Source organism: Nocardia nova NBRC 15556, assembly GCF_001613005.1.
Classification (GTDB): Bacteria; Actinomycetota; Actinomycetes; order Mycobacteriales; family Mycobacteriaceae; genus Nocardia; species Nocardia nova.
Window position 1 is genome coordinate 1 of sequence record NZ_BDBN01000144.1, and the last position, 12,970, is coordinate 12,970.

At 67.9% G+C, this 12,970-nt stretch carries 13 protein-coding genes and 4 tRNA genes; 6 read left to right on the forward strand and 11 right to left on the reverse strand.

Annotation, left to right across the window (positions count from 1 at the left end; genetic code table 11):
- Window positions 1–345: dihydrofolate reductase family protein (locus tag NN2_RS34330; RefSeq protein WP_174555049.1), on the reverse strand; the 345-nt coding region annotated here is incomplete at its 3' end.
- Between the two features lie 35 nt (window positions 346–380).
- Between NN2_RS34330 and zapE the strand changes: the two genes are divergently transcribed.
- Window positions 381–1,400: a cell division protein ZapE gene (gene zapE, locus NN2_RS34335; protein ID WP_030517197.1), complete on the forward strand. Its 1,020-nt coding sequence runs from the start codon at window positions 381–383 to the stop codon at window positions 1,398–1,400.
- An 81-nt stretch (window positions 1,401–1,481) separates the two neighbouring features.
- Window positions 1,482–2,288, forward strand: a complete 807-nt coding sequence (locus NN2_RS34340; RefSeq protein ID WP_063019323.1) for a tyrosine-protein phosphatase — start codon at window positions 1,482–1,484, stop codon at window positions 2,286–2,288.
- Window positions 2,289–2,336: 48 nt separating this feature from the next.
- Here NN2_RS34340 and NN2_RS34345 read toward each other — a convergent pair whose 3' ends face one another.
- Window positions 2,337–2,873, reverse strand: a complete 537-nt coding sequence (locus NN2_RS34345; protein ID WP_063019324.1) for a GNAT family N-acetyltransferase — start codon at window positions 2,871–2,873, stop codon at window positions 2,337–2,339.
- Window positions 2,870–4,108, reverse strand: coding sequence for an MFS transporter (locus NN2_RS34350; RefSeq protein WP_063019326.1), 1,239 nt, complete (start codon window positions 4,106–4,108; stop codon window positions 2,870–2,872). Before NN2_RS34350 ends, NN2_RS34345 begins: the two co-directional genes overlap by 4 nt.
- A 268-nt stretch (window positions 4,109–4,376) precedes the next feature.
- Here NN2_RS34350 and NN2_RS34355 point away from each other — a divergent pair, with 268 nt between their 5' ends.
- The gene (locus tag NN2_RS34355) at window positions 4,377–5,318 is read left to right on the forward strand and encodes a competence protein CoiA family protein (RefSeq protein WP_227462843.1); all 942 of its coding nucleotides are present in this window, start codon (window positions 4,377–4,379) and stop codon (window positions 5,316–5,318) included.
- A 2-nt stretch (window positions 5,319–5,320) separates the two neighbouring features.
- On the opposite strand, the gene NN2_RS34360 is transcribed toward NN2_RS34355, so the two are convergent.
- From NN2_RS34360 to NN2_RS34370, 3 genes are all read right to left on the reverse strand, one after another.
- Entirely contained in the window at window positions 5,321–6,505 is a 1,185-nt protein-coding gene (locus NN2_RS34360; RefSeq protein WP_063019337.1) for a hypothetical protein, read from the reverse strand.
- 149 nt (window positions 6,506–6,654) lie between these two features.
- Window positions 6,655–8,073 carry an MFS transporter gene (locus NN2_RS34365; RefSeq protein WP_063019339.1) on the reverse strand — a complete coding sequence of 473 codons (1,419 nt, stop codon included), beginning with the start codon at window positions 8,071–8,073 and terminating at the stop codon, window positions 6,655–6,657.
- A 122-nt stretch (window positions 8,074–8,195) separates the two neighbouring features.
- Complete coding sequence (locus NN2_RS34370) at window positions 8,196–8,438, reverse strand: hypothetical protein (protein WP_063019330.1); 243 nt, start codon at window positions 8,436–8,438, stop codon at window positions 8,196–8,198.
- 161 nt (window positions 8,439–8,599) lie between these two features.
- On the opposite strand from NN2_RS34370, the gene NN2_RS34375 reads away from it, so the two are divergent.
- Window positions 8,600–9,367: an ArsR/SmtB family transcription factor gene (locus NN2_RS34375; protein ID WP_063019332.1), complete on the forward strand. Its 768-nt coding sequence runs from the start codon at window positions 8,600–8,602 to the stop codon at window positions 9,365–9,367.
- A 17-nt stretch (window positions 9,368–9,384) separates the two neighbouring features.
- Here NN2_RS34375 and NN2_RS34380 read toward each other — a convergent pair whose 3' ends face one another.
- The 4 genes from NN2_RS34380 to NN2_RS34395 form a co-directional block, all read right to left on the reverse strand.
- On the reverse strand, window positions 9,385–9,843 hold the full coding sequence (locus NN2_RS34380) for an SRPBCC family protein (protein ID WP_104364478.1): 459 nt from the start codon (window positions 9,841–9,843) through the stop codon (window positions 9,385–9,387).
- Between the two features lie 146 nt (window positions 9,844–9,989).
- Window positions 9,990–10,064: transfer RNA gene (locus tag NN2_RS34385), tRNA-Val, on the reverse strand.
- A gap of 17 nt (window positions 10,065–10,081) precedes the next feature.
- Window positions 10,082–10,152: transfer RNA gene (locus tag NN2_RS34390), tRNA-Cys, on the reverse strand.
- 23 nt (window positions 10,153–10,175) lie between these two features.
- A tRNA-Gly gene (locus NN2_RS34395) sits at window positions 10,176–10,248 on the reverse strand.
- Between the two features lie 506 nt (window positions 10,249–10,754).
- Between NN2_RS34395 and NN2_RS34400 the strand changes: the two genes are divergently transcribed.
- A tRNA-Val gene (locus NN2_RS34400) sits at window positions 10,755–10,826 on the forward strand.
- A 454-nt stretch (window positions 10,827–11,280) separates the two neighbouring features.
- Window positions 11,281–11,805 carry a hypothetical protein gene (locus NN2_RS37550; protein ID WP_156511558.1) on the forward strand — a complete coding sequence of 175 codons (525 nt, stop codon included), beginning with the start codon at window positions 11,281–11,283 and terminating at the stop codon, window positions 11,803–11,805.
- A 40-nt stretch (window positions 11,806–11,845) separates the two neighbouring features.
- Here the strand turns inward: NN2_RS37550 and NN2_RS34405 are convergent, their stop codons facing one another.
- The gene (locus NN2_RS34405) at window positions 11,846–12,190 is read right to left on the reverse strand and encodes a hypothetical protein (RefSeq protein WP_063019336.1); all 345 of its coding nucleotides are present in this window, start codon (window positions 12,188–12,190) and stop codon (window positions 11,846–11,848) included.
- Window positions 12,191–12,970 lie beyond the last annotated feature (780 nt).

The window sequence follows — 12,970 nt, forward strand, 5'->3', positions numbered from 1 at the left end:
CCCGTCGCGCGCCCCGCCCAGCCCGTGGTGGTGCAGGCGCATGCGCCGCCGGGAATCGGTGCGCGCACCGCCGTAGTTCTCCACGCGCGCGGTCCCGGCGCCGACGACGATCACGTCGGCCAGATCGCGCAGGATGGCGAAGACGGTGGCGTCGGCGGGCCGGCCCAGGGCGCCGGAGCGGTCGTCGACGGTGACCGCGCCGTCGAGGCTGGCGATGAAGTTGACCCGGATCCACGGCCGTTCCAGGGCCGCCGGATAGGTGTAGAGCTGAACCAGGTCGGTGATCTCGCCGGCACCGCCGGTGGTCAGTGCTGTGAACTGGATCGCATCGGGGACACGCTGCATAAGGTCCGATCACACCACGTCAGTACGCTACGAGCGTGCAACAACGCCTCGTCGATCGTCATCCGGAGGTTCCGGCCGATCAACTCATCGCCCAGATGGTGCCGCCGCCCACGTTCGACGAGGTGAGTTTTGCCTCCTACATTCCCGATCCCAAGGAGCCGAGCCAGGCCGCGGCCGTGCGCGCGGCCGAGGATTTCGCCGCGCGGGTGGGCAAGATTCATGCCGCCGCCGGTAAGAAGTCACTGTTCGGGAAGAAGAAGCGGGTCGACGGCGCCGGGCTGTATCTCGACGGCGGATTCGGTGTCGGCAAGACGCACCTGCTGGCCTCGATCTTCCATGCCTCCCCGGGGCCGAAGTCGTTCGGCACCTTCGGTGAGGTGACGAATCTCGTGGGCGCCCTGGGCTTCACGAACGCGGTGGAACGTCTGGGCGGCAACAGCGTGCTGTGCATCGACGAATTCGAACTCGACGATCCGGGCGACACCATGCTGGTGTCGCGACTGCTCACCGAACTGACCGCGCGCGGCGTGTCGGTGGCGGCGACCTCGAACACGCTGCCCGATCAGCTCGGTGAGGGCCGGTTCGCCGCCCAGGACTTCCTGCGCGAGATCCGCAAGCTGGGTTCGCTGTTCGACACCGTCCGCGTCGACGGCCCCGACTACCGCCACCGCGATCTGCCGCCGGCGCCGGAACCCACCGATCCGGCGCTGCTGTCGGAAAAGGCCGCGGCCACAACGAATTCCACGCTGGACGACTTCGACGCACTGCTCACGCACCTGAGCACGCTGCATCCGTCGAAGTACGGTTCGCTGATCGCCGGGGTGTCGGCGGTCTACATCTCGGCGGTGCACACCATCACCGATCAGGCGGTGGCGCTGCGGATGGTGGTGCTGGCCGACCGGCTCTACGACGCCGGGACGCCGGTCACCGTGTCGGGCGCGCCGCTGGACAAGATCTTCTCCGAGGAGATGCTCGGCGGCGGCTACCGCAAGAAGTATCTGCGCGCGATCTCGCGCCTGCTGGCGCTGTCGCGATTCGAGGTCCCGGCGGGCTGATCCCGGTTCGTACAGCGTACTGTCGGGAGGCGAATTTCCTACCATGGACGACTGTCCAGTTTCCCTCTGAACGGAGCTGACATGGCCCATCGTTCGATTCGCCTCGCCGCCACCGTCGCCGTCGGCGCTCTCATCGCGGCCGGTCCGGCGCTGGGTGTCGCGGTTGCCGCCGACCCGCCCCCGGCCCCCTCGTCGGTCTCGGTGCACACCGAAGACCGGTCGCTGCGGCTGGCCAGTGTGCAGAACGCGCGCGATATCGGCGGATACCGCACCACCGACGGCCACGTCGTCGAGACCGGCCTGGTGTTCCGCACCGCGGACCTGAGCAGATTGTCCGACGCGGATGCCGCCGCGCTGTCCGCGCGCGGGCTGCGGGTCGTCGACGATCTGCGCACGAGCTACGAACGCGCGCTGGGGCCGGATCGGGTACCGGTCGGTGCGACGCTGAACATTCGCGATGTGATCGGGCAGGCCCCGCCCCAGGTCATGGCCTCGACGCTGAGCGCGGGCAGCGACCTGTATCGCGCGTTCATCACGGCTCCCGGTGCGAGCGAGGCGTTCGCCGGTGTCCTGCACGACATCGCCGGCAGCGACGGTTCGGTGCTGTTCCACTGCTCGGCCGGGAAGGATCGTACCGGCTGGACCGCGGCTGTCCTGCTGACGATCCTCGGCGTGGACCGCGAGACCGTGAACTACGACTTCCTGCTGTCGAACTACTACCGCGACGCCGCCGAGGGCGACGCGGTCGACGGAGTGCTGCAGTCGGCCCTGGATTCCGCCTTCGATCAGGTGAATCAGAGCTACGGCAGTTTCGGCAACTACGTGCACGACGGACTGAAGCTGACCGACGGCGATATCGCGGCGTTGAAGGCGAAACTGCTCGCCTGACCGGCGGTTTCGACGGGCGGGCCGAATCCGGTTGCGGAACAGCCGGATTCACACCTGCCGTCGCATCACGAAGTCGTGGCATACCTGATTGCCGACGGTGAAGGTCTTGGTGCCGACTCGGCGGAAACCGTGCTTGCCGTAGAAGCGCTGGGCCCGCTCGTTGCGCTGGTTGACACCGAGCCAGACCACCGAATATCCGCCGCGGCGAGCGTAATCCACCACCGCGTCCATCAGGGCGGTCGAGACGCCACTGCCGTGGTGGCCGGGCATCACGTACATCTTGCTGATCTCGAGCGCGGGGCGGGCCGCGATCATGGCGGCGACCGCGGGATCGACCGGTTCACCGGAGATCAGCATGGTGTAGCCGACGATCTCGCCGCCGACGACGGCCTTGAGCACGATCCGCTGCGGATCGCTCAGATACTCGCCGAACCGTTCGCCGGACAGCACCTCGGTGATGAAGGTGTCGATGTTCTCCTCGGTCAACTCCGGCGGGCACGCCAGGGGAAACGTCGCGGTCGCGACGTCGCTCAATTCCTCCGCGTCCCAGATCCCGGCGCGGTCGACGACGACTTGCTCGGTCATGGGTCCAGTACAACATGTCCGGAACGGGTCGACGACAGCTCGCCGGGCGCCGGGCGCGGCCGGAAGAAACGCGCGGTGGCGATCAGGACGACGGCGAACAGCAGCGGGATCACGAACCCGGTCCGCAAGCTCGACGCATCGGCGACGGCCCCGACCACGCCGCCACCGATCAGCGTGCCCGCGTAGTTGAACAGATTGAGCCGGGCGATCACCGCGTCCAGTCCGCGGCCTTCGGTCAGCCGCCCGGCCTCGCTGAAGCACAGCGGTGCGATCACGGGCAGGCCCAGGCCCGCGATGAGGAATCCGGCCAGTGCCGTGGCCGGTCCGGGCGCGGCCACGACCAGTGCCAGGCCGAGCACGCCGATCCCGGCGGCCACCCGGACCACCGCCCGTGCGCCGTATCGGCGCACCCACCAGTCGCCGCTGAGCCGGGTGAGCAGCGAGGCGCCCTGGTAGGCGGCCAGCGCCAGGGCCGCCGTCGCCGACGAGGACAGCAGATCGTCGGTGAGATACAGCGCGGACCAGTTGCCCACCGCCAGATCGATGGCGAACACCAGCGCCACCGCGATTCCCAACGCGAGATATGCCCGCAGGGCAACGGCCGCAACGGTTTCGGGCGCCCGGCCCGGTTCGGCGGGCTGGGCCTCGGCCTGGCCGGCGCCGAGCAGCCGCGGCCCGAACACCAGACTTGCCACCGCGACCACCGCGGCGGCGACGGTGACCGCGTACGGTAGGGTGATTCCGACCTTCTGGCAGCCCGAGACGAACAATGCGCCCAGAATCGACCCGGCACTCCACGCGGCGTAGAACGACGACAGCACGAACCGCCCGTATCCGTGCTGAATGAACACCGCCTGCATATTCGTGCCCGCGTCGACCATGCCGACCGCGACGCCATAACAACCGAGCGCGATCAGCGCCACCACGATGTTCGGCGCGATCGCGATCGCCAGTCCGGTCACCGCTATCAGCGCGAGCCCGGCCCGCAGCGCCACCCGGCTCGACCAGTGCACCGCCACCCGCTCGGCCAGCAAACTGCCGCCGGCGGCCAGCCCGGAGATCATCACGACCGCGACCAGGATGACGGTGTCGGTGAGCCCGAGTCGATCCCGCTGCTGCGGCAGTTCGGTGAGGACGACCGCGAGGAAGAAGCCCTGCAGCGCGAAGGCCACCGAATTGGCGGTGCGGGCGGCCCGCAGCGTGGTCGATACAGGAATGTATCCGCGGTCGAACATCTGCGCAGCCTAATGGGTGAAAGCCCGGAGGCGGTAGCGGAGCGCCCGAGCCGCACACCCGGCAGGAGAAGTTCCGGCTTCGCAACGTCGCGATTACGCCGCTGTCCGAGCGCGGGCGATTCCGCAGTTCACCGGACTCGATGATCACGTGGGGCTCCCGGTTGGATAACGAAACCGGTCACGGGGACGTGTAGCCCCCTGGCACGTGCGGCACTCTGGATACAGCGGGCCGCACGGGCCGCTGGTGCACGGGTAGGGGAGTGGTCGCGTGAGTACGACAGAACGGGCCGAGACGAGGCAGCAGACGACGACGCTGGCTCCCCTGGAGTCGGTGAAACTGCCTGTGGTGGAGCCGAATCCGCGCGGACATCAGGCGGGTGACCGGTGTCGCGAACCCGGCTGTGGCAACTGTCACTGGGATGTGCAGCGGCTCAAATACTGGTTGCGCGGCAGGCTGCTGGCGGCGGGTGCCGACGATGCCGAGGTGGACAAGCCGCTGGGTGCGCAGACGCCCGGTCTGCTGTGGCGGCGTGGGAACCGGTTGTGCGCTATCGAGGTGCGCAGCGCGCCGGTCTCGATCGAGCACGCGCGCAAACGCACGGCCCGGCTGAAGGCGGTGGGCTGTGACGAGGTGTTGTGGCTGTGCCCGACCGGATATTGGATCGGGCAGATACCGGCGCTGGGCGTGGACGATTTCGCCGCCGCCGGATGTGAGTACCGGGCATTGTCGGGTGGGCTGGTCATCGATTCCGACGGTATCCTCAGCCCCAGGGAAACCCCCTGGGAAATAAGGGAATTCATCGATGGCTGGGTCGCGGGCGAGTTGGCCTGCGGCTATCTGGACGAGGACACGAGAGGGTGGGCGACGGTGAGCGATTGGGAGGCCCACACCCATGCACAGGCGATGATGATCGCGCAGCAGCGGCAGGAACTGCTCGACCAGCGCACCGAATTGGCCTTGGCGCGCAGGGCGACTCGCGACAAAGCCAAACAGATGCACAAGATGATGCATCGGCTCGAACGCGCCGAACTCGTCGCCGGGGAGCTGGACGCGGTCAAACGCCGGCTGTCCGATCGCGACCGGCTCGAGGCCGGTCTGCGGGTACGGATCGCGCGTCAGCGCGAAGCGGTGCTGCATTGGCAGCTGATGACCTGTTTCGCGATGCTGGTGATCGTGACGTTCATCGTTGCGGGTTTCATGTTGAAGTGAGGTCAGGTCGCGCTCAGCCGGAACGGGGCACGATCCCAGCGCCAGCCGTGGCGCAGGGCGAGCGCGATCAGGTCCACCGGTTCCAGGCCGGTCTCGTCGACCAGGCTCCGGAATTCGGCCCACTGCACGGCGCCGGTGGCGAGCCGGTTGCGGAGAATGTTCTCCGAACGGGCGGACACCGTGTGCCGCAATAGATCCGGCTCGCCGAGCCTGCTGCCGGTGAAGACCAGCCATCCCCAGCCGCGGGCATGCGCGTGCGCGCGGGCCGCCTCGAGCCGCACCCGGTTGGCGTGTAATCCCAACTGTCCCAAGGCGACCACGTCGGCCAGTAGCACGCGTCCGTCGGTCAGTCGGGCGGCGACGGTGGGACAGTAGGAGTCCGCCACGCCGTCGGCGGTGAAGTCGACGGCCACGGGCCGCTCGGTGTAGCTGTCGACCTGTTCGCCCTCGTCGAGCATGCGCAGCAGCCGGGCTTGCAGAGCGGTGTCGAATGTGGTTTCGCGGCCGAGCTTCTCGGCGAACATGTGGCCGCGGGCGTCGTCGTCGGCGTCGACCGTCGTGATCGGCAGCTCGGGCAGGTCGCCGGGATCGCCGCTCGGCCAGTCCACCCGTCGCAGCAGCGGAAGCAGTTGCCCGGCAGCGGGTTCGGCAGTGCGGGGGCGATCGAGATGCCACCGACTACGCTGCTGCCAGCCCGCGATGCGCTGGAAGACGAAGCCGGCCACCCGTTTGGCGTCGATCAGCGAATGCCCGGCCAGCCGCAACTTCAGATACGCCAGATCCTGGGCGGCGATATCGCAATCTCCGACATAGGTTTCGGTGAGCAGCGTCCGGGTCAGCCGCTGATCGCCCCACCCGACCGGATACCGGTCGGCGAACACAGCCGGATCGGGATGGCCGGTGGCCTGCACCCGCCGCAGCAGCTGCCCCGCCGCTCGGGTGTAGAGCTGGCGAACCCGGTCGCGCGAGAGTTCGAAGCGGGCGCCCAGCAGAGTCAGCGTCTCCGGGCGCACACCGTCGAGCCCGAGCCGGCGAGTGAGCAGCTCGCCGTCGCGGGGACGTTCCTCGGCTTGGGCCGCGACCATGTCCGCCAGCGTGTCGGCCATCTGCTCGGAGGTGAAGGAGATGCCGTCGCGCAGGTCGTCGAGCAACCCGGCCTGTATCTCCTCGATCCGGTTGGTCGTCACCACATGCCTTTCGCTGTCTCGCACGTCCTTTCGAAAGCCTATGCCTTCGTGCGGGTTCCGGGTGCGCGAGCGCGGGCGTGTCCGCCGATATGGTGGCCGATTCAACGGCGAGCCGCTTCGACGGTTCAGCGGCGAGCCGCTTCGACGGTTCAGCGGCGCGCGGGTTCGGTGAGGCGGCTGTCTCGGCCCGAGTCGGCCGCTGCCGACTCGCCGGCCTCCACGGCGAAGACGGTGATCAGCAGCGCGACCACCCACGCGAGAGTCGAGCCGGCCGCCAGCCGGTGGATGGCGCCGACGAAACCCGGCCCGGTCGGCGATCCGGCCACCGCGCCGAATATCGCGACACCGCAGGCGGTTCCGACCTGCCGGGCGGTATTGGACACTCCCGTCGCCAGGCCGGACCGGTCCGCCGGTGTGGCACGCACCGTCGCCGCGACCACCGATGTCGTGATGAGGCCGGAGCCGCAGCCGAGCACGGTGAAGCTCAGCAGCAGTCCGCCGCTGCCACCGCGGCCGTCGAGTGTGAGCAGCATCGCCGAACCGCATGCCGCGAGGGCGCAGCCGATCGCGATGGCCGGGCGCGGGCCGTACCGGGCGGTCAATCGTCCCGACACCGGCGCCAGCAGCACCAGCGGCAGGGCCAGCGGCAGCACGCTGACGCCCGCCGCGACGGGGGAGCGCCCCAGCGTGTCCTGCAGATACAGCATGCCGATGAACAGGATGCCGTTGAAGATCAGGTTCATCATCAGGGCGACGACATTGGGAGCGAGAAAATCCTTGTGCCGCAACAGGTCCACCGGCAGGAACGGATGAGCGCTGCGCCGCGCCGAGAGGTAGGCGCCCGCCAGCGCACACACCGCGACCACCGCCGCGGTGCCGACGACCGCCGTCCCCGCGTGGTGCCCCGCGGAGATGACGGCGAACACCAGCGCACCCAGGCCGAGGACGAATCCAGCCAGTCCGGGCACGTCGATGCGCTCGCCGCGCCGCGGTGGTGCGGCCGGTACCACGATCCGGGCCGCGACGGTCGCCGCGATCGTCAGCGGCACCGCGATCCAGAAGACCGGCCGCCACCCGAGGCGGTCGACGAGAATTCCGCCGAGCAGCGGTCCGGCCGGCAACGCCAGCGACGACACCGCCGCCCAGGTGCCCAGCGCCTTCGCCTGTTCCGCCCGATCCGGGAAGACGTCCACGATGACGGCCATGGTGCTGGGCAACAGCAGCGCCCCGCCCACGCCCTGGACCACCCGCGCGGCGATCAGCACCCCGACCGACGGCGCCAGTGCACACGCCAGCGAGGCCAGTCCGAAGACCGCGAATCCGGCGAGCAGCATCCGGCGATGCCCGATCCGATCGCCGACGGTTCCCGCCGCCAGCAGCAGTCCCGCGATCGCGACCACGTATCCGTCCACCACCCACTGCAGCGATGCGATGTCGGTATGCAGGCCGCGACCGATCGCGGGCAGCGCGACATTCACGATGGTCACATCCAGCAACACCAGAAACATCCCGGCGCACATCACGGTGAGGATGGCGGCCGCGTTGCGAACCTGTGGAGTCGAAGTCATATCCGCAGTGTCGGTGCGCAACCTTTCGGTGTGGACCGAAGTATCGGCGATGAGGCAGCGGGTGAAGCGAACAGCGTCCTGCCGCAGCTTCTTTCGCTCACCGCCTCCTTGGCGGCGCAGCGTCAGGTCAAGCGGCGGAACCATCGCCGACGCCGGCGACTGCGGCGATACACCACGGCGGTGACCCGTGCGCCCAAGGAATCGGTGACGTGGAAATACTCGCCACCGAGGTCGGCGGCGGCATAGGCGATCTCGTCGATCGAGCCGTGGATATCACCGGCACCGAACGCGCTCAGCGTCATCTCGACCGTTCCGATCCGATCGAATCCTCCGGCCGGAGGCACATCGAGTTCCTCCGCACGCATACGCACCACCCCAATGTCGGCCGAACCGGAACGGTAGTCAAGGTTGTGGAGCGAGGTCGCCCGCCGATTGCCGGCGGACCGTCCGCCCGCTGTCGCCGCGGACGTGCGCGGACGGCCACGATTCGGTGCGCACCGAAGTGTTGTCGCGGCAGACTCGAGTCATGACCGATCGCCGACCTCTCTACGGGTATTCCGATATCGCCGCTGTCGGCGCCCTGCTGGCCGACGCGACCCGGGCGCGCATGATGATCGGCCTGGCGGACGGGCGCGCGCTGCCGGCATCGGTGCTGGCCGCGGAGGCCGGCGTCGCGGCGTCCACGGCCAGCGAACACCTGGCCCGGCTCGTGGAGGGGGGACTGCTCACGGTCGAACGATCCGGCCGCCACCGGTACTACCGCATAGCGAATGCCCAGGTCGGCGCCGCGATCGAAGCGCTGGCAGTGCTGGCGCCGACGCGACCCGTGCGTTCACTGCGGGAATCCACCCGCGCGGCGGCGCTGCGCCGGGCGCGCAGTTGTTACGACCACCTGGCCGGGCGACTGGGCGTCGCGGTCACCGAGGCACTGCTCGAGCGGCAGGCGCTGACCCGCACCGACGGCGTCGCGGGAACCGCCCGCGCACAGGGAGATCCGATCTCGGCGCCGATGACCGACCACCCGTACCGCCTGGGCCCGAATGCCGAGCCCCTGTTCGCCGAGCTGGGCGTGGATCTCGACGCCGCCCGCGACCGGCGCCGCCCCCTGCTGCGTTTCTGCGTCGACTGGAGCGAGCAACGTCACCATCTGAGCGGTGCGCTCGGTGCCGCGGTACTGACCCGCATGGAATCGGCGGGCTGGGTGGAACGGCCGGGAACCCGCCGCACGCTGCGGCTGACCGACAGCGGAGCGCGGGTGCTGGATCGGGTGCTGGGCGTCGAATTCGCCGAATAGCGCGTCGAACCCGCGGATCAGCCGTGCTCGACGGCGATCTTCATCCGGTTGAGGGTGGTGGCCATATCGTTGTGGTTGCGCCGCCCGCGCGCCCACCCGAGCGCCGTCCAGTACAGCCGCAGCGGCAGGATCGTCGAGAGTTCGAACGATTCGGTGACGTCGGTGCCGCCGTCGCGCTGTTCCAGCCGATAGCCCCACCTGTTGATGCTCATCCCCTTGGGTCCGAGGACGGTGAAGGCGAATTCTCGTTCGGGCTCGCACACGTCTACCCGGCACGTGGTCCAGTAGACCGGCCCCACCTGATTGCGCCGCACGTGCCCCCGGAACTTCGCTCCCACCGCGGGACCCGTTGCGCCGCCGAGCCATTCGGCCTCGAACGTCTCGGGACTGAATTCGCCGATCCGCGTGATATCGCTGACCAGCGCCCACACCTGCGCCGGCGGCGCGGCCATGTGGACGGTTACCGAATCGCGCACGACATCTCTCCTTGCCGCTCGGCTGGTTGGGCCTCGACCGTATCCCAGGCGACGAGACGGCGGACACAGTCGTCCACGAACTCGTTACGTCCGTGCTGCGGATACAAGAAAGCCCCGGTCGAAACCGGGGCTGACCTGTTCTTCGTTGGTGCGCGATACTGGGATTGAACCAGTGACCTCTTCCGTGTCAGGGAAGCGCTCTCCCGCTGAGCTAATCGCGCGTGGTTCGCCTACTCAGAGGCGGCGACGGGAATCGAACCCGTGTGCACGGCTTTGCAGGCCGTTGCCTCACCACTCGGCCACACCGCCAACCAAGGCCGGGTTGGCCTTCGAGCGGATGACGGGATTCGAACCCGCGACCCTCACCTTGGCAAGGTGATGCGCTACCAACTGCGCTACATCCGCATGCTGCGTCTCCGGGGCTTTTCGGCCCCTTCCGGCTGCGAGAGAGAACATTAGCCCACAACCCGCACCGTCAACAAATCGCCTGGTAGATGGGGGTAAAAGTGAATAACACCGGTGTGTTTTCCAGGGTGGTTGCGCTCCGTCGGATGACACCGGCTCGGTGGCGCCGGCGCGGCGCCCGGCCGACCCGGTGCGCCAGGCGATCCCTGTGGTCACATCCGTCGCGGCGCGGCGGACCGGCCCGGGGCCTCGTTCCGCGGCGCGGAACTCTGTAACCGCGGTCCGTTCGGACACGGCCCCGCCCGATCTCCCGCGATGCTTCACTCGGTGGAGGGGGCGACCACGCGCCGAGCCGACATCGCGAGACCTTCTGTGCCCGTTCACGTTCCGTCCATCGCCGCTCGGCTGAAACACCCAGGTCAAGCCCCGATTTGGTGTGACACCGGGGATGCGTGTTAAGGTTCCTTCTCGTTCGGAACGGCACCCCAGCCGCTCTCGAAATCCCCGGTCCCATAGCTCAGCGGGAGAGCGCTCGCCTCACACGCGAGAGGTCGCTGGTTCGAAACCAGCTGGGACCACAATTCTTATAATCCCTGGTCAGGGCATTTTGTGGGTTCTGATCATTCGCTGTCTGCGAGTTGGCTTCGGTTCCTGTAGCACTCTCATCAGCGGAAATGCCGTGGTCTTTCTGTTTCGAATCCAGCTGGGTGGCTGTGTCTCCTGGGGCTGCTGGGGCAATAGTGATGTTGCGTCAGCGTTCACCTCGTCTACCGTTCCGCCGCCCCGGTTCACGGCCTTCGCCGTGCACCGGGGCCTCGGCGGCTGGTCCTCTATCGCCGACGTCATCGGGCGATCAGGGCCCGACGCGGGGTACGGCCATCAGACCGGCACGGGCGGGCTCGGATACCGGGGCGTGGAGACAAGCCAGCGCTCAGCAACCTTTCCATTGAGGCGAACGTCGCGATCCCGGCCGGCTTGCTCTGGTCCTCACCGTTCATCCGGTGGCAAGGAGCCGTCGGCGAGGTGTCGAGTGTGGATTTGGCGACGGCAGTCACCAGTCGCGCACTGGCCGACCGCAGTATCGAAGTGGGCGGGGTGGACGAAGTGGTGCTCGGCATGACGATCCCGCAGCCCGGGTACTTCTTCGGTCCCCCGACGATCGCCGGGCGCATCGGCGTCCCGCAGATCACCGGCCCGATGATCGGATGTGGTTCTACGACGTCCTGTGGACGTTCTGCAGGGCCGAGTGAACCGGCGATCTCCGTGCGAATCCGAGCGATTCCACCGGATCGGGATCCCGTTGAACTGCGGATTCGCCGTTCAACGAACGTAGCGCTCCGGGCTGAACGAGCAACTGTCCCAGCCTATTTGCGTATCGATCGCTACTGGAAGCTTGTCTGTCGGCCGTCGACGGTTGGCGTCGCTTCATCATGCGGGGTACGTGTGGTCGTCCGGGCCTTTTCCTGCTGGGGTGCTGATTGTCACCGACGTGGGGAGGTGGTCGGCGGCGCGCGGCTGACGAGCTCGGCGATTGCTAAAGATTCGCTATTGGTTTGAATTGGTTGGGCTTTCGGGTGTGTCGACACTCGGCGTCGGCTCATGTGTGGTTGTGGTGGCCGCCGGCGGGGCGCATGGGGGTGCCGCGTTTGTGGAGGGCGTCTTCGATTGTGCTGGCGGGTGTGCCGGTGAGTCGGCTGCAGGAGGTGAGGGTGTGGCCGGCGAGGTAGAGGTTTTCGAGGTGGTTGATGTCGGCGTCGGTGAGTGGTTGGTGTCGGCGGGTGGCTCCTTCTCGGGTGAGTAGGTTCAGGACGGCGGTTTTTGAGATGTCGTATCGGGCGGCGAGTTCGAGCGCGGTGGCGCCGTCGCGGTAGTCCTGGACGAGTTGGTCGATGGTGTGGCGGGGGAGTCGGCGTTGGATGCTCCGGGCTGGTTTGGGCTGCACCGGTGTGGCTGATTTCCGAGGCCGTCGCCTGGGTTCGGGTTGTCGGATCACTTTTGACTTCTCGCTCGCCGACGCTCAACCGCGAGATCCGTCGGGGCCACTCGCGGGCCTGGGCGGGCAGAACCGCGGCCTTCTGATCTGAGCCGCGGCGCGGCGCGCGGTGTCGAGCTGCTGTTGTGCCCGAGTGAGTCGGGCCTGAGATGCGGCGAGTCTGGCGTCGGCGGCGATCAACCGCGCTGAAGAGCGCCGGATCGCCTCGGTGGCGATTTCTAGTATCTGGTCATTGCCCATGTCGGCTCCCGATAGCCGTGCTGCGTTTCGCCGATCCACGACCTGGAACCCGCGCCCGGGTGAAGCCGTGCCCATGAGCCTCGCCCCCTCCGTCCGCTCGGGCACTTCGGATCTACCCGGTCCCTGCGCCCGCGAAACCCGGGCCATGCATGTGACATAAACACTCCTGCCGGCAGCCGAAAATCTGCCGTGTCGGGTGTAGACATTCGCTGCAGCGAGTTATACAGTCGCTGTCGTTCGAATTAACGAGTCCAAGTGGCCGGGCAGGTGAACTGCCCGGAAGAAGTAAGTTCCCCCTTGTCCGTCCCCTTCCGGCGGATGACAGATAGACCCGGAGCAGTCGGCCGGACCCGCCGGAAGGGGACGAAGCATCACCGAACAGTCAAATGTCCGAGCACCACGAGAAGTCTGGCGATCGAGGAGGTGGTCACTGACGAATCGTTCCTCAGTTCCGCATCCGGGAAGCATCGGATGCGGTGTGCGACAGCC

Excerpts from the sequence above, each read along its gene's own strand:
- NN2_RS34340 (WP_063019323.1), top strand. The coding sequence starts at position 1,482 with ATGGCCCATCGTTCGATTCGCCTCGCCGCCACCGTCGCCGTCGGCGCT.
- NN2_RS34345 (WP_063019324.1), bottom strand. The coding sequence starts at position 2,873 with ATGACCGAGCAAGTCGTCGTCGACCGCGCCGGGATCTGGGACGCGGAG.
- NN2_RS34350 (WP_063019326.1), bottom strand. The coding sequence starts at position 4,108 with ATGTTCGACCGCGGATACATTCCTGTATCGACCACGCTGCGGGCCGCC.
- NN2_RS34365 (WP_063019339.1), bottom strand. The coding sequence starts at position 8,073 with ATGACTTCGACTCCACAGGTTCGCAACGCGGCCGCCATCCTCACCGTG.
- NN2_RS34370 (WP_063019330.1), bottom strand. The coding sequence starts at position 8,438 with ATGCGTGCGGAGGAACTCGATGTGCCTCCGGCCGGAGGATTCGATCGG.
- NN2_RS34375 (WP_063019332.1), top strand. The coding sequence starts at position 8,600 with ATGACCGATCGCCGACCTCTCTACGGGTATTCCGATATCGCCGCTGTC.